The 16,178-nt window shown below is 59.5% G+C and carries 13 protein-coding genes; 5 read left to right on the top strand and 8 right to left on the bottom strand.

What is annotated here, in order from left to right:
* Nucleotides 1-58 precede the first annotated feature (58 nt).
* The 5 genes from RVY79_RS06495 to RVY79_RS06475 all read left to right on the top strand — a co-directional run bounded on the left by RVY79_RS06495 (nucleotide 59) and on the right by RVY79_RS06475 (nucleotide 7,683).
* Nucleotides 59-1,972: an ATP-binding protein gene (locus RVY79_RS06495; protein ID WP_317463259.1), complete on the top strand. Its 1,914-nt coding sequence runs from the start codon at nucleotides 59-61 to the stop codon at nucleotides 1,970-1,972.
* Nucleotides 1,965-3,350, top strand: coding sequence for a sigma-54 dependent transcriptional regulator (locus RVY79_RS06490; RefSeq protein WP_317463258.1), 1,386 nt, complete (start codon nucleotides 1,965-1,967; stop codon nucleotides 3,348-3,350). Before RVY79_RS06495 ends, RVY79_RS06490 begins: the two co-directional genes overlap by 8 nt.
* A 232-nt stretch (nucleotides 3,351-3,582) precedes the next feature.
* Entirely contained in the window at nucleotides 3,583-4,560 is a 978-nt protein-coding gene (locus RVY79_RS06485; RefSeq protein ID WP_317463257.1) for a TAXI family TRAP transporter solute-binding subunit, read from the top strand.
* 86 nt (nucleotides 4,561-4,646) lie between these two features.
* Entirely contained in the window at nucleotides 4,647-6,824 is a 2,178-nt protein-coding gene (locus RVY79_RS06480; protein WP_317463256.1) for a TRAP transporter permease, read from the top strand.
* A gap of 166 nt (nucleotides 6,825-6,990) precedes the next feature.
* Nucleotides 6,991-7,683, top strand: a complete 693-nt coding sequence (locus tag RVY79_RS06475; RefSeq protein ID WP_317463255.1) for a hypothetical protein — start codon at nucleotides 6,991-6,993, stop codon at nucleotides 7,681-7,683.
* Between the two features lie 8 nt (nucleotides 7,684-7,691).
* Here RVY79_RS06475 and tusA read toward each other — a convergent pair whose 3' ends face one another.
* The 8 genes from tusA to RVY79_RS06435 all read right to left on the bottom strand — a co-directional run bounded on the left by tusA (nucleotide 7,692) and on the right by RVY79_RS06435 (nucleotide 15,805).
* Nucleotides 7,692-7,943 (bottom strand): sulfurtransferase TusA, encoded by a 252-nt coding sequence (gene tusA / locus RVY79_RS06470; RefSeq protein ID WP_317463254.1) that lies wholly within the window; start codon nucleotides 7,941-7,943, stop codon nucleotides 7,692-7,694.
* Between the two features lie 57 nt (nucleotides 7,944-8,000).
* Entirely contained in the window at nucleotides 8,001-9,074 is a 1,074-nt protein-coding gene (gene rlmM, locus RVY79_RS06465; protein ID WP_317463253.1) for a 23S rRNA (cytidine(2498)-2'-O)-methyltransferase RlmM, read from the bottom strand.
* An 86-nt stretch (nucleotides 9,075-9,160) separates the two neighbouring features.
* Complete coding sequence (locus tag RVY79_RS06460) at nucleotides 9,161-10,291, bottom strand: sn-glycerol-3-phosphate ABC transporter ATP-binding protein UgpC (protein ID WP_317463251.1); 1,131 nt, start codon at nucleotides 10,289-10,291, stop codon at nucleotides 9,161-9,163.
* Between the two features lie 14 nt (nucleotides 10,292-10,305).
* Nucleotides 10,306-11,184 carry a carbohydrate ABC transporter permease gene (locus RVY79_RS06455; protein WP_317463250.1) on the bottom strand — a complete coding sequence of 293 codons (879 nt, stop codon included), beginning with the start codon at nucleotides 11,182-11,184 and terminating at the stop codon, nucleotides 10,306-10,308.
* The gene (locus RVY79_RS06450) at nucleotides 11,177-12,109 is read right to left on the bottom strand and encodes a sugar ABC transporter permease (RefSeq protein ID WP_317463249.1); all 933 of its coding nucleotides are present in this window, start codon (nucleotides 12,107-12,109) and stop codon (nucleotides 11,177-11,179) included. Before RVY79_RS06450 ends, RVY79_RS06455 begins: the two co-directional genes overlap by 8 nt.
* A gap of 63 nt (nucleotides 12,110-12,172) precedes the next feature.
* The gene (locus RVY79_RS06445) at nucleotides 12,173-13,426 is read right to left on the bottom strand and encodes an ABC transporter substrate-binding protein (RefSeq protein WP_317463247.1); all 1,254 of its coding nucleotides are present in this window, start codon (nucleotides 13,424-13,426) and stop codon (nucleotides 12,173-12,175) included.
* 226 nt (nucleotides 13,427-13,652) lie between these two features.
* Nucleotides 13,653-15,095: an ATP-binding protein gene (locus RVY79_RS06440; protein ID WP_317463246.1), complete on the bottom strand. Its 1,443-nt coding sequence runs from the start codon at nucleotides 15,093-15,095 to the stop codon at nucleotides 13,653-13,655.
* Nucleotides 15,092-15,805 (bottom strand): response regulator, encoded by a 714-nt coding sequence (locus RVY79_RS06435; protein ID WP_317463245.1) that lies wholly within the window; start codon nucleotides 15,803-15,805, stop codon nucleotides 15,092-15,094. Before RVY79_RS06435 ends, RVY79_RS06440 begins: the two co-directional genes overlap by 4 nt.
* Between the last annotated feature and the right edge of the window lie 373 nt (nucleotides 15,806-16,178).

Genomic DNA, 16,178 nt, shown 5'->3' with positions numbered 1-16,178 from the left:
ACGTGGCCATGTGGCCCCGCGATACGCCACGTCATTCGCCACGAGTCAGCACGTTCTCATGCCCTTTCTGCGCCGCTTTTCCGTCCCGCTACGTCCTCGCACACTCTTGGTACTGGGCGTCATCGCCGGCTTGATACTCTGCATGTGGCAAACGTCGCGCCTGGCACGCGAGCAGGCGCTTCAGGCGCTACGTCAAGATGCCGAGAACGAGCTGCGCCTGTCGGCCGCGAGTCTCGTCGGCCATTTGTCGCGCCACGATTATCTACCCGAACTGCTGGCCTCGCGGGAAATGGTCAAGCGCTTCCTGGCCGATCCCGACGTTCAAGACCCGATGCCATTGAACCGCATGCTGGACGGTTTTCGGGCCACGGCCAATGTGTCGGACATCTACTTGCTCGATCAGGAGGGCGACACCCTCGTGGCAAGCAACTGGCATCGTCCCGATACATTCATTGGTCAGAATTATCGCTTTCGTCCTTACTATCAGGAAGCCATGGCCGGCAAGAATGGCAGCTTCTTTGGCCTGGGCATCCAGTCCCAGGATCGTGGTTACTATTTCTCGGCGCCGGTGTGGCTCGACGAGACCGCCGTCGATGCACGTCCCGATGGCGTCATGGTGCTCAAGGTCTTGCTCGACACGGTGGAAACCGGCTGGGCCGAGCAGGATGCCGAACTACTGGTCACCGATCATAACGGCGTCATCTTCATGGCCAGCCATCCCGAACTGCGCTTGACGACCCTGGCGCCGCTGACGACCGCCCAGCGCCAGGCCGTGACCGCCTCCCGACGTTACGGAAACGCCGCGCTACCGTCCTCGGGACTGCGCGAACATCATCGCCGAGATACTCGTACGCGTCTCGTGGGGTTCGACTCGGGCCCGCTAGCCGGTCAGCACTACCTGAGCCTGACCCGCCCCATGGCCAATTTCGACTGGCATATCCATATCCTCAAGCCCCTGACACCGGTGCATCAGGCGCAGTGGCTGGCCGCCGTGCTCGCCGGTGGACTCTACGGACTCATCGCGCTGGGTCTCGGTATCGGCTGGCAGCGTCTACGCCTGCGTCGCGAGCGGGAGCGCTTCGCCGAACGCGAACGCCAAACCCTCGCCCAGGCGCGCGACGAACTCGAGCGCCACGTGGAAAGCCGAACCCGTGATTTGGTCGCTACCAACCGCCAGCTATCGGCGGAAATCGAGGAGCGTCGGCGTGCCGAGGACAGCCTGCGCGACACGCGAGATGAGCTGGTTCAAGCCGCCAAGCTCGCCGTTCTGGGGCAATTGGCCGCCGGTATCAACCACGAACTCAACCAGCCCCTGGCGGCGATTCGCGCCTATACCGAGAACGCACGTGCCTTCATCGCACGCCAGCGTATCGAGGCCGCAGACGCCAATCTGGCACAAGTCCTCGAGCTCACCGAGCGCATGGCGGACATCAGCGCCCAACTGCGTCAATTCTCGCGCAAAAGCGGCGACAATCTCACGGCGGTGGCCGTCACGCCATGCTTCGAATACGCGCTACGCCTGTTCCAATCACGCATTCATGAAAGCCAGACCACGGTCAGGCAACATTGGCCCTCGCTAGAAGCCTGGGTACGCGCCGACCCGGTGCGTCTTGAGCAAGTGCTGGTGAATCTCATCGGCAATTCCCTGCAGGCGATGAGCGAAACACACGCGCCATGCCTGACGCTCGCCATCGTTCCCGAGGCCAACTGCGTCCATCTCGATGTCATCGACAACGGTCCAGGGATTGCCGAGGCGGATTTGACACAGATTTTCGAACCGTTCTATACCACCAAGTCCATGGGCAGCGGGCTGGGTCTGGGGCTTTCGATCTCGCGTCGCATCATCGAAGACCTCGGTGGCCGCCTCGATGCTGGCAACCACGCCGATGGTGGCGCCCATTTCCGTGTCACATTGCCGCGTATCGCGGACCCTGAAGATCCCGCGCGCCTCGAGGAAAGTTCTCATGCATGAAACATCCGCCATTCCCGTCATGCTCGTCGACGACGAAGCCCACCTGCGCATCACCGCCAGCCAGACACTGGAATTGGCAGGCTATGCGCCGGAGGTGCATGAAAATGCGGAGTCCGCGCTCGCGGCATTGAGCACTGACTTTCCCGGCGTGCTGGTCAGCGACATCCGCATGCCGGGCATGGATGGCATGGCCTTGTTGCGCGAGGTTCGCCATCGCGACCCCGACTTGCCGGTGGTGTTGATCACCGGCCACGGTGATATTTCCACCGCCGTGGAAGCCATGCGCGATGGCGCCTGGGACTTTCTGGAGAAGCCCTTCGCCGGGGAGCGCCTGGTGGAAGTCGTCCGCCGTGGTATCGAGAAGCGCCGCTTGAGTCTGGAGAATCGTCATCTCAAGGCCGAACTCGAGGCCCAACAGTCGGTTCCAGGACCACGCTTGGTAGGACGCGCACCCGCCATCCAGCAACTGGCCTCGATGGTACAGCGCATCAGCCAGGTCGAAACCGATGTACTGCTCCATGGCGAGACGGGGACGGGCAAGGATCTGGTCGCTCGCGCCATTCACGAGCGTAGTTCACGCGGCGGCAAGCCCTTTGTCGCCATCAATTGCGGCGCCGTTCCGGAAAGCACCATCGAATCCGAATTGTTCGGGCATGAAAAAGGCGCTTTTACCGGCGCCGTGGAACGCCGCGTGGGCAAATTCGAACATGCCAACGGTGGCACCGTGTTCCTCGACGAGATCGAATCGATGCCGTTGTCGCTGCAGGTCAGGCTGCTGCGTGTGCTCCAGGAGCGCGCCGTGGAACGGCTCGGCTCGAATGACCTTGTCACACTCGATATACGCGTGATCGCCGCGACCAAGACGGATCTCAAGCTCGCCGCCGAGACTGGGCGATTTCGCGAGGATCTGTATTACCGGCTCAATGTGGTGACCCTGCCGATTCCTTCCCTACGCGAGCGCCGCGAGGATGTTCCTTTGCTCTTTCAACACTTCGTGGCCGTCTCCGCCAGCCGCAGCGGGCTGGAAGCGCCGCCGCTCGACAGTCAGGGAGTTTCCGCTCTGCTGGCCCACGATTGGCCGGGCAATGTCCGCGAGTTGCGCAATGTCGCCGAGCGCTACGTGTTGCTGGGGGCGACCTGTGATTATAGCCTCGAGACGCTACTTCAAGGCGCGCAGAAAGATAACGGCGACCTGTCGCTTGCCCAACAGGTCGAAGTCTTCGAAAAGAGCGTGATCAACCAGGCGCTGGTGCGCTACCAGGGATGCATCAACGATATATGCGACCGCCTGGGTGTGCCTCGCAAGACGCTTTACGACAAGCTGAAAAAACATGGCTTGAAGGCCGAGGATTACCGCCACATCGTCGAGACAGAGTAGCTGTGCGGAAATCCGCACAAGGTTTCGACTACTTTGTGCGGACTTCCAGCCATGACAGGCCGACTCTCCTTCCACCTTAGTCGAACATGAAAACCATAACCATATGAAAAATAAAGCTTAATTAAAAAATGGAATGGCGGTTGCCCTGATAGTACGTATTTAACGAGCTTGATACCCACCATAGCTCGGTAATGGATACGCACAATCACAACCGATATCGGGAGAATTCGCCATGTCTATCAAGACACAAGCCTTGACCGCCACTCTAGCAGGGGCCATGTGCTTCGCCACCACGGCACAAGCCGACCGGGAAGATTGGCCGGAGAACTTTACCGTGGGCACCGCCAGCCAGGGTGGCACTTACTTCGTGTACGGCTCCGGCTGGGCCAACATGATCGCCGACGAACTGGGACTTTCAGGCGGCGGCGAAGTCACCGGTGGCCCCAACCAGAACCTGGCCTTGGTACACACAGGTGAGGTGGCGCTCGGCCTGACCACCATGGGACCAGCGGCCGATGCCGTGGCCGGCAAGAGCTCGCTGGCGCCAGGTGTGAAAATGGACAATGTCTGTGCGCTGTTTCCGATGTACGAGACACCGTTTTCCATCACCACGCTCGCCGACAGCGGTATCGAGTCGATCTCCGATATCCCGGACGGGGCCAGCATCGGTTTCGGCCCGGCGGCTTCTACCTCGGATACCTACTTCCCGGCTATGCTCGAGACCCTGGGCGTCGAGTTCGACCGTCGTAACGGCGGCTGGAATGACCTGGGTGGCCAACTGCAGGACGGCCTAATCGACGTCATCGCCTTCGCCGCCGGGATTCCGATTCCCGCCGTCAGCCAGCTCGAGGTGCAAACAGACGTCAATATCGTCGAATTCACCGAGGAAGAGCAGGCCAAGGTGATCGAGGAATTCCCGGTCTCGGCATTCTCGATTCCCGCCGACACCTACCAGACCCTCGAAGACGATGCCCGCGCGGTCTCCATGTGGAACTTCACCATCGCTGGCTGCGATCTCCCCGAGGACTTCGTCTACGAGATCACCAAGCTGAGCATGGAAAACAACGACAAGATGCGCGATATCCATCGCAGCGCCAAATTCAGCATTCCCGAGAACCTCAAGTACAACACCGTACTGCCCTTCCACCCCGGTGCCGTGCGCTGGTACGAGGAAAATGGCTACGAGATCCCCGAAGAGCTGAAGCGCTAAGGCGGTCTGTTACCTGAACATCGTCCCGCATCGCCACGATGCGGGACGGCATGCATACCTTCCTATCCACACCCAAGGGTGTTTTCATGTCTCAACGTACCCAATCCCGTGACGAGAGTGCCGACGAGGTCGTCCAGTCCGTCAATGCCGAGGGTGTCGACGAGGTCGCCGTCGAGTCCAACCGACGCCTCTACGCCGGATGGCATTGGTGGCTTTTCGGCGCCCTGGCCATCGTCTATTCACTATTCCACCTGATCTCGCTCAACATCTATCCACTCGAGACTTGGTCGTTTCGCATTCTACACATCACCGGGGCCCTGATACTGGGGTATGGCTTCTACGCCGGTACACAATTCGCCGAGACCCCGCAAGCCCGCTCGAGTGCCTGGATGCGCTGGTTGAGCTATGCCATGTTGCTCCCGGCGCTCTACGCCCTGGTCCGAGTGGCGATGATGTATCAAACGATGAACGACGGTGCCATGCGCATCGCCCCCGAGATCGAGACCTGGCACTTCGGTTATCCGTTGCTGCTGGCCACCGTGGCGGGCATCGTGCTGTCGTGGAGCTATCGCCAGGTCCGCGACGGGCTGTCGCCGGCTGATGCGGTGTTAATGGTCTGCTCACTGGCCGTGGCCGGCTATCTGTTGGTGATGTTCAACAGCCCACTACGCGCCTCTACCGGCACGCCCTTTGCTCCCATTGGTATTTCCTACGCGGCGATTGCCGGTTCGCTGATGATTCTCGAGCTGACCCGCCGCGTCGCCGGACTCGCTCTGGTGGTCATCTCCACGATCTTTCTGGTCTATGTCTTTGTCGGGCCTCATCTTCCAGGCTTTCTTGGCTATCCAGGCCTCTCGGTGGGTCGCTTCTTCAGTCAGGTCTACACCGATGCCGGGATTCTCGGGCCGACCACCGCCGTTTCCTCGACCTACATCATCTTGTTCATCATCTTCGCGGCGTTTCTGCAAGCCTCCAAGGTAGGTGACTATTTCGTCAACTTCGCCTTCGCCGCCGCCGGGCGTACGCGTGGCGGACCCGCCAAGGTCTCGATCTTCGCCTCGGGCCTGATGGGCATGATCAACGGCACCTCCGCCGGCAACGTGGTTTCCACCGGTTCGCTGACCATCCCGCTGATGAAGAAGGTCGGCTATCCACCACGCAGCGCCGGCGCCATCGAGGCGGCCGCCTCCACCGGCGGACAGATAATGCCCCCGATCATGGGCGCCGGGGCCTTCATCATGGCCGAGATCACCGGCATTCCGTACACCGAGATCGCCATCGCCGCCCTTATTCCGGCCATCCTGTATTTCGCCTCGGTCTATTTCATGGTCGATTTCGAGGCCGCCCGCAAGGGCATGCGCGGCATGCGCAAGGAAGAAATCCCGCAGTTCTCGAAACTCATCAAGCAAGTTTACCTGTTCGCGCCGATCGTCATCCTCATCGCCGCCCTGTTCATGGGTTACTCGGTGATTCGCGCCGGGACGTTGGCGACGGCCTCCGCCGCCGTGGTGAGCTGGATCTCGCCAAACAAGATGGGAGTACGCGCTATCCTCAGGGCGCTGCAACTGGCCGGAACGATGTCGATTCAGATCATCGCCGTGTGCGCCTGTGCCGGTTTGATCGTCGGCGTGATCGCTCTGACCGGCGTCGGGGCGCGCTTTTCATCCTTGCTGCTCGGCCTGGCCGGGGTCAGCCAACTGCTGGCGCTGATCTTCGCCATGTGTATCAGTATCCTGCTGGGCATGGGTATGCCGACCACCGCCGCTTACGCCGTCGCCGCATCCGTGGTGGCGCCCGGCTTGATCGACATCGGCATTCAGCCGTTGGTGGCGCACTTCTTCGTGTTCTATTTTGCGGTCGTCTCGGCCATTACCCCACCGGTGGCGCTGGCGTCCTACGCGGCGGCAGGGATCTCGGGCGACAATGCCATGGGCACCTCCGTCGCCTCATTCAAGATCGGCCTGGCGGCCTTCATCGTGCCGTTCATGTTCTTCTACAGTCCGGCCATGCTGATGGAGGGCTCGTGGCTACAGATCCTGCGTGTCGGCGTTACCGCAACGCTCGGCATCGTACTACTGTCGGCCACTGTGCAGGCGTGGTTCTTCGGGCCGGTCAAGGTCTGGCAGCGCCTCGTGATGCTGATAGGCGCGCTGTGCATGATTTATGGCGGCATCTACACCGATATTATCGGCCTGATGATCGGCGTGGGGCTTTATGCCATGCAACGCGTTCATAAGGGTACGTCTATCGCCACGCCACGCTAACGTCCTGAGATCGCTCAACCCCAAACGCCCCCGTTCGGCATGGCCGCGCGGGGGCGTGACGTGTGGTAACCGAAAAAACACTACTCCAGTGCTTAACTTTCCGCGTTGGCCTGTGCTAATAGTGAAGCGAGGTCTTGACCTATTACTGCCGCGCAAGGAGGTTGCCATGGGTATCGTTTCGTCCCCACGCACCGCACGGGTCATTGACCTGGACACCATGAGGCAGCGACGTCAGGCACAGCGTCGCATTTTACGCTTGGCGCCTGAACTGGACGGCCTTGAAATGCTGTATCACCTAACCTCGGATCCGGACACGCTGTATGCCATGCCGCTCTTGGCTTGGGGGCTTCGCGAAAGCGGCGAAGTGGTAGGTCTGGTGCCCTGGATGGAATCCCTGACCGCCTGCCATGAATTGGACAGTCCCGATCATGGACATTTTTTCGGCTATCGTGATCCCGAGACGGAAGAGATCTTCCACGCACCGCCCGAGCACAAGGTCTATGAGTTGGAGCATGCCGCTGCGTATTTCGAGTACGAGGAGACGCCAACGCCGACCTTGATACAACAGTTGCCCGACACCCAGGGCACGCATGCGCTGTGCCTCGTCAGCGACGGTGACAGCTGGCAACTCAAGCAGGTATTTGGGTGGCGCTTGTATAACGACGGTAGCTTGGAATCGCTACTCGTCGACGAGGATCGTATTGAGCAGACGCCGGTCGTCGCAGGGGATGCTTGCCTCTACCCCGGCCATAGTCGTCATTCGACGGTATATTATTTCCAGCGTCATATCGCCAATCAGATCAAGCAACAGGATCCCACCACATTGGAGGCCCTCGCCGCGATGACGACGCCCTCATAGTGAGGGCGTCATGCGAGACGAATGACATAGCGGTAGTGCTCGCCTTCCTGCGCCTGCGCGACGAGTTCATGGCCCAGGAAAGTACAGAACTTGGGAACGTCGCGTGTCGTAGCGGGGTCCGTGGCGATGACCTCCAGATGTTGGCCGGCCTGCATGTCCCGTACCTGATTGTGCATCATCATGATCGGTTCGGGGCAATACAGGCCACTGGTGTCCAGTACGGCATCCGGCGTGGGAAGGGATGTATCGGGATCGGACATAAATGATGTAACCTCGTGTTCGCTCAGGCTTGATGATGCGTTATCGCCGTGGCGGTCTCAATCCTGCAGACAGACATGCACGGTTACTTCTTCGCGATCATGATAAAGATGACGCGCGCGTATCTGCGCCCGCACACCCGCTCGATGCAGGCTATCTTCCAGCCGAGTCAGGCAGCGCGCCACTTCTTCCCAACGCTTCTTCATGGGCAGTTTCAAGTTGAAGATCGCCTCGTGGCACCACTGCTTGATCAACCAGCGTTCCACCATGTCGATGACGCGCATGGGCTTGTCGACGATGTCGCACACCAGCCAATCGAGGCGCATCGGGGGTTCCCAGACAAAAGCATCCTCGCGTAAGTGTTCGACTTGGCCCGTGGCCATCAGCGTCGCGTCCATGGGGCCATTGTCGATGGCATGGACATACATGCCTTGGCGCACGAGTTGATACGTCCAGCCCCCTGGGGCAGCACCGAGGTCGGCCGCCTGCATGGCATCGTTGAGACGCGACGGCCAGGCATCACGCGGGACGAAGACATGCCAGGCCTCTTCGAGCTTGAGAGTCGAACGACTCGGCGCTTCACGCGGGAATTTGAGACGCCATATGCCGCCTAGATGCTCGGCACGATTACCGGGAAAGCTCACCGCTACCTGCACCCGGTCACCTGCCGTCCAGAACAGATGCAGACGCCGCCCTCCTGCCTTGCGACGCAGCGAGCCACGCTTTTTTAGCGTACTTTCCAGCGGCTTGCGTAGCGCCTTCATCAAACCGGCCAGCGCTTTTTCTTCGTTGGTATCCGGCGTTTCCTGCCAAACCTCTTCGAACGACCAACCGCTGGCAACGACCAGCTCGACGATCGCCGTTAAACGGTCATCGCGCGGCAAGTTCTCCAAAGGTGGAAACGCCACCAATGATTGTCGTGCAAACACCAGTGCCTCAAGCGGCAAGGCGCGATGCACCTCGTTTGCCGGCATGGCGGGATCGAGCACGAAACGTACATGGCCACTGCCCGGTACCGCGACAGGGTATCCCACCTGCCCCACGTGGGCGGTCTTGTCCACAAGCTCGGCACTCAGGTCTTTTTCGAAACCGGGACGGCAGTAGAGCAGCCATTCGTGCGGGCATACAGCCATGTTGGACTCCAAGAACAGCGAGCGCGCAGTCTAACGAGCGCTTATCGTCAAAGGCAAGCACGCAAGACCCGCGCACCATCATGTCGCTATGCGACGCGCCGCTGGCTTGTCGTCTCGAATAGCACGGCACGACTCATGTCGACACGCAGGGCAACGCGTTCGCCGGCTGCCACCTGGCTCTTGGGCCCCAGACGCATGGTCACCTCGGTCCCGCTCAGCGTGGCCTGGAGCAGGATATCCGCCCCGGTGGGCTCGACCACCGTCGCCATCACGTCGAGCCGTGTTCCATCGAACGTCGTCTCCATGCGCGTTTCGTCTTCGACGAAGTGTTCGGGACGTACACCAAGAACGAGCCGCTCACCGACACGCTCATGTAATGCTTGTGCCTCACGCGCCGCCGGCCATGGTAGTTCCAACGGCGCCCCCATAGGGTCCTGCTCGTCGTGGACTCTCAGGACATAACCGCCGGCACGGCTCACCAGCGTCACGGGAATGAAGTTCATCGACGGCGAACCCATGAATCCCGCCACGAACATGTCCACGGGGTCGTTATAGACCTCGTCGGGAGTGCCCAGCTGCAGGATCTCGCCATCGCGCATCACCGCGATACGATCTGCCAATGTCATGGCTTCGATCTGATCATGCGTCACATAGACGATGGTCGTCCCCAGGCGCTGATGCAGTTTCTTGATTTCAGTGCGCATCTCGACACGCAGCTTGGCATCCAGGTTCGAGAGCGGCTCGTCGAATAGGTAGATCTGCGGCTCGCGTGCCAAGGCTCGCCCCATGGCGACACGCTGACGCTGCCCTCCCGAGAGTTGCGACGGCTTACGGTCAAGCAGCGGCGTGATCTGCAGCAAATCGGCCACGCGCGCAACCGCCTCTTCACGTTGAGCCTTGGGCATCTTGCGCATTTCCAATCCAAAGGCGATGTTCTGACGCACATTCATGCTCGGATACAAGGCATAGGACTGAAACACCATGGCGATATCACGCTCGGCCGGCGTACGCCAGGTGACGTCTTCTCCGCCGATCTGGATTTCGCCGGACGTTACCGGTTCCAGCCCCGCGATGGCATTCATCAAGGTCGACTTCCCACAGCCCGAGGGACCGACCAGGATCAGGAACTCGCCGGACTCGATTGCCAGCGAAATGTCTTTAAGTACCTGAGTGTTGCCGAACGTCTTGTCGACGTGAAGGATGTTCAATGCGGACATAATGACCTCTGCAATCAGCCCTTGACGGAACCCGCGGTCAGCCCGCGCACAAAATATTTACCAGCCACGACATAAACCACCAGCGTCGGTAACGCAGCAATCAGTGCCCCTGCCATGTCAACGTTGTACTCCTTGACGCCGGTAGAGGTATTGACCAAATTGTTCAGCGCCACCGTCACTGGCTGTGAACCGAACCCGGCAAAGGCCACCCCAAACAGGAAGTCGTTCCAGATCTGGGTAAATTGCCAGATGACCGATACCGTGATGATAGGCCCCGAGATAGGCAACAGAATGCGCCAGAAGACGCGGAAGAAGCCGGCGCCATCGAGCTTGGCGGCAGAGATCATTTCGTCGGGGATCGAAACGTAGTAATTGCGGAAGAACAGCGTGGTAAAAGCGATGCCGTAGACTACGTGGACCAACACCAGTCCGCTCGTCGAACTCGCCAGCCCCAGCCAACCGAGCGTCTGGGCCATCGGCATCAGCACCACCTGGAAGGGGATAAAGCAGCCGAACAGCAACAGCGCGAAGCACAGGTTGGCGCCACGAAAGCGCCACTTGGTCAGCGCGTAACCGTTGAGTGCGCCCATCAGCGTGGAGATCGCCACCGCCGGCACCACAATGCTCACCGAGTTCATGAAATAGCCCGACAGGCCCTCGCAGCGTGTGCCGGTACATGCGCTGCCCCAGGCCTTGAGCCAGGCCGAGAACGTCAGCGAATCCGGCAACGATAACAGCCCCCCGGCACGGATCTCCTCGAGCGGCTTGAGCGAGGTCAGCAGCATCACTACCAATGGCAGCAGGTACACGAGCGCCATCACCATCAGCAATACATAGAGACCTGTGCGCAGCATGCGGGCGCCCGGCGTACGGCGCCGAATGACGTTATCCATGCTTGTTTCCTCGCAATTCGGAATACAGGTAAGGCACCAGGATCGCCAGCACGCCGCACAGCATCATGATCGCGCTGGCCGACCCCAGGCCTATCTCCCCACGGGTGAAGGTGTAGGTGTACATAAAGGTCGCCGGTAGGTCAGTGGCGTAGCCCGGCCCTCCGCCGGTCAACGCCATGACCAGGTCGAAACTCTTGATGGCGATATGCGCGAGGATCATTACTGCGCTGAATACCACCGGCCGTAGGCACGGGATCACGATCCGCCAGTAGACCTTGGGCAGGCTCGCACCATCCAGTGCCGCAGCCTTGAACAGGCTGTCGTCGATGCTACGTAGCCCGGCCAGAAACAGCGCCATGACGAACCCCGAGGCTTGCCATACAGCGGCAATCACCAGCGCATAGATAGCCATATCAGGATTGATCAGCCAATCGAAGGTGAAATCTTCAAAGCCCCAACTGCGCACCAGCGATTGGATCCCCAGCCCAGGATTGAGAATCCAACGCCAGACCACCCCAGTGACGATCAGCGACAGCGCCATGGGATAGAGATAGATCGTGCGCAGCGCGCCCTCCTGGCGTATACGCTGGTCGAGCAGGATCGCCAGTACCAGCCCGAGGAACAGGCAGAGGATGATGAACAAGCCACCGAACACCACCAGGTTAGTGGCAGCGACGTTCCAGCGCTCATTGGCAAATAGCCGGGTGTACTGCGAGAAGCCGATGAAATCGTATTGCGGCAACATCCCCGAGTCGGTCAACGATAGAATGAACGTCCAAAGCATGTAGCCATAGACAAAGAACAGCGCCACTGCGAGTGACGGCGCGACCACTAGACGCGGCAACACTCGCTCCAGACTACCGGACAGCGAATGCCGGCCCGCCTTCGCACGCGAGCGCGGCAGAGGAGAATCGGTTTGCGACATCAGAGTGTCCTTGAGTGAGACGTGATAAACCGCCGCTCGCGACCGCGAACGGCGGCAACAGCCTTAACTTGCAGCGCGCACCGCGCTGGCCAAGCGCTTGGCTGCGGTTTCTGCCGTCATCTCGGGATCGTTGAAGAAGTTGGTTATCACGTCGAACACTGCCCCCTGGACACTTGCCGAGACCGCCATGCCGTGCGCCAGACTAGGCACTAGGCCGTTACCTTCGCTGGCGACATCGAAGGCCTTGCGCGATGCCTTGGCGCAAGCGTCGAAGTCATCCAGTGGCACATCGAGGCGTACGGGAATCGAGCCCTTGGCCTTGTTGAAGGTGGACTGAAAGTCCTTGGAGAGAATCAGACTGGCAAGATCCATCTGGGCCTGCTGCTTACCCTCATCGTCGATCTTGAACATGGCAAAGCTGTCGACGTTGTAGGAAAACATGTGTTCAGTCATCGGCGCCGCTTCACACAAGTAATCTTCGCCGGCAGTCAGGCCGGCAGCCGTGAACTCGCCTTTGGCCCAGTCGCCCATGATCTGCATGGCCGCTTTGCCATTGATGACCATCGAGGTAGCAATATTCCAGTCACGGCCAGCAATGTTTTCATCCATGGTGCCGCGCAGCTTCTTGAAGGTCTTGAGCGACTTGACCATGGTCTCGCTGGTCAACGCCTCGGGGTCAAGCTCGACGAACGCCTTACGGTAGAAATCACCGCCACCGATCCCCATCATCACGACCTCGAAGACGGTCGCGTCCTGCCACGGCTGGCCACCGTGGGCGAGCGGAATGAAGCCAGCCTCGCGAATTTTCTTGGCGTCGGCGAAAAACTCATCCCAGGTGGCCGGCAAGCCGTCGACGCCCGCCTTCTCGAGCACCTCGGGGTTGGCCCATAACCAGTTGATGCGGTGGATGTTCACCGGTACGGCGGCGTAGTGACCATCGACCTTGTTATAGGCGGCGAGCTGGGGCGTCAGGAAGGAATTCCAGTTTTCTTCCTCGGCAATCTTGTCGATATTGCCTAGAAAGCCCATCTCTCCCCATTCCTGGATGAGCGGTCCCTTGATCTGAGCCACCGCTGGCGGGTTGCCGGAAATGGCCCGCGACTTGAGCACCGTCATGGCACTGTCGCCACCCCCACCGGCCACGGCGAAGTCCTTCCATGTATGCCCTTTCGCTTCCAACTTTTGCTTGAGCATGCTGGCCGCCTTGGCCTCTCCACCGGATGTCCACCAGTGCAGTACCTCGATCTCGGCAGCTTGTGCCTGTCCCGCGACAGTTGCCAACAGAGCACCTGCGGCAAGCGCATGGATCGTTTTCATGGCGTAACTCCTTATGCTTGTTATTGCGACATGGATCGCTTAGTCACGAGGGGAGCCTCATGCATTGCAAGTTTCGGGAGCCGCTATTGGTCAGCATGTCGAGGCTCCCGATTCCTATATCGAGCGTAACTTAAGCCAACATGTGTTTGGGTTACTGAGTCTTACAAAGCCTTGGCGGGATATTGCAGCTCTGTAATATATAGCTCCAGGCAAACTCAGAGGATATTCAATGCGCTAACGGCAAGGTCAGTCGAACAGTCAAACCCCCTTGTCCAGATGTATCCAAGTGGACGTCCCCACCGTGAGCGCGCACGATATGCCGCGCAATGGCAAGCCCGAGTCCACTGCCTCCCGTGTGGCGACTCCGGGAAGGCTCGAGCCGCACGAAAGGTTCGAAGACACGTTCCCTCTGTGCTTGGGGAATGCCCGGACCATCATCACTGATGCCGATGACAATGCGTTCGTTATCCCGATGAAGAGCGATATCCACGTGCTGCGCATAAAAAATGGCGTTCTCGATCAGGTTGGCCAGGCAACGCTTGAGTGCCAACGGTTTGGCCGATAACCATCCAGCGTGCCCTTCAAGGTGCATCGACGCCGCTTCATGCACGGCGAGCTCCTCCATGACGCCCTTCACCAGTGCGTCTACGTCGATCGCAGTGGCCGTCTCATGGAGATCCAGACCCTTCACCGACGCCAAGGCCCCCTTCACCAACTGATCCATCTCATCGAGAGAGCGTACGAACGCCTCGCGCTGATCGGGAGAATCAAGCATCTCAGCACGCAGGCGTAAGCGTGTGATGGGCGTTTTAAGATCATGTGAAATGGCGGAAAACAAACGCTCACGTTCCTCGACTTGATGACGAATTCGTTCACTCATGCGGTTGAACGCCATAGCAGTGTCACGTAATTCGCGTGGCCCTCGCTCGGCGAGTGGTGGTGACTCGAGGTCATCCCCCAGGCGTCTTGCCGCCTTCGCCAAGACGGATAACGGGCGTGTCGACCAGCGTATTCCCCATAACGACAATACAATGACCATCAGCAATACGACCATTGAAACGAAGAGCTGGTCACCAGATAGCCAGGCGACATCCTCCAGGGATTCCGCCATGGGAAGGGACGTCGCAACGAACAGCCAATTGCCGCCTTCTAGGGGCATTTGCACGACGAGAATAGGCGTCGACAATGGCGTGATGGCGAGACTGCGATGCGCCCAATGCGCGGGAAGCTCCGCAAGAGGCACTTCATTATTGAACACACGCAGGTCACTGGGCCGTGAAAAGCCGATATGCATCTCGCGTTGCCCGAGCTCTTGCACGAGCCCCGTCCGCAAGTTGTCGGCCACCATGTTGCGCACACTGCCACCACTCGTATGTGGCAAGACGATGCGATGGTCGTTGACGCTAACGAAGAACCGGGTCCCGCCCATATCGCGCAGTTGATCGAGCACGATATGTCGGTATTCATACGGAAGGGAGCTAAAGTAACGTACGGTGGCGGCCAAACTTTCAGCCAAGTGGTGCGACAGGGAGTCGAGCCTGACGAGACGGTCGCGATTTTCCTGCCAGCTCCAGATGCCGTAACTGGCAATTTGAGCGCTTAATACGCCCAGCAACATGATCAAGACGAAACGACCCCGGAGGGTACGCGGACGCCACCATCGCTTCACACCACCGATTCCACAGGGGTGGCTAAGACATAGCCTGCGCCACGCACGGTGCGAATCAATTGCGAATGTTGGGCGTCTTCCCCCAGCCGCTGGCGTAAGCGGCAAACGTGCACATCGATGGAGCGATCCAGGGGAGGCGCACGACGTCCCCGACTCAGATCGAACAAGCGCTCGCGGGACAGAACCTGCTCTGGGTGATCAAGAAAGACACCTAGCAGTTGATAGTCTGCGCCCGATAAATGACTTCGGTTGCCCGCATCATCGATTAACTCACGCGTAATTCTATCCAGGGACCAAGGCCCGAACCGTACGATACGAGTGGCCGCAGCCGGTAACGGTTTGACACGGCGCAATATGGCTTTGATACGCGCCAGTAACTCACGTGGGTTGAAAGGCTTGGCAAGGTAATCGTCGGCCCCCAGTTCGAGCCCGAGAATACGATCGGTTTCATCCACGCTGGCGGTCAGCATGATGATGGGCAAGTTGCTGTGGCGGCGAAGATCTCGACAAAGCGACAAGCCATCCTCTCCCGGCATCATGATGTCGAGTATCAGCAAGTCGGGATCTTCATCGCGTATCAAAGCAGGCAAGGCATCGCCACCTTCCCCTACTACGACCTTGAAACCATGGCGTTCGAGGTAAACTTGCAATAGCTCACGAATTTCAGCGTCATCATCGATGACGGCCACTGTCGTGTGATTCATCGCCATAAAGGGAGACGCTCCCTGCCGCTGCTCCTCAACTCGACAGAAGGCACTGCGGGTATTGTTGGTTATCGTCGCGATTCTTCATCGATAATGCGATGGCCGTCCCCGAGCATCAAGCGAATCCTGGTGCGACGCGACCAAAGTGGGAGGAATATAACGTACATACGCCATATTCATCGGTTTTATGGACATCGGGACGATACTCGACGTAGTAGCTTTTCATTCTCCAGAGTCGAACCCAGTGTTTTTTACGGCCTCAAACGACAACACCCCCGACCAATGGCCGGGGGTGTCGAAATAAATGCCTGACGAGGATCGGGGCGGCCTTCCGCCGGGCGGCGCGCCGCGACTCTCCATGGGGGGCCCTGGTGTCTTT

This window comes from Chromohalobacter sp. HP20-39 (genome assembly GCF_033052815.1).
In the GTDB taxonomy this organism is placed as follows: Bacteria; Pseudomonadota; Gammaproteobacteria; order Pseudomonadales; family Halomonadaceae; genus Chromohalobacter.
The sequence above is the reverse complement of the archived record's forward strand: the minus strand, read 5'-3'. Positions and strand labels throughout refer to the sequence as shown.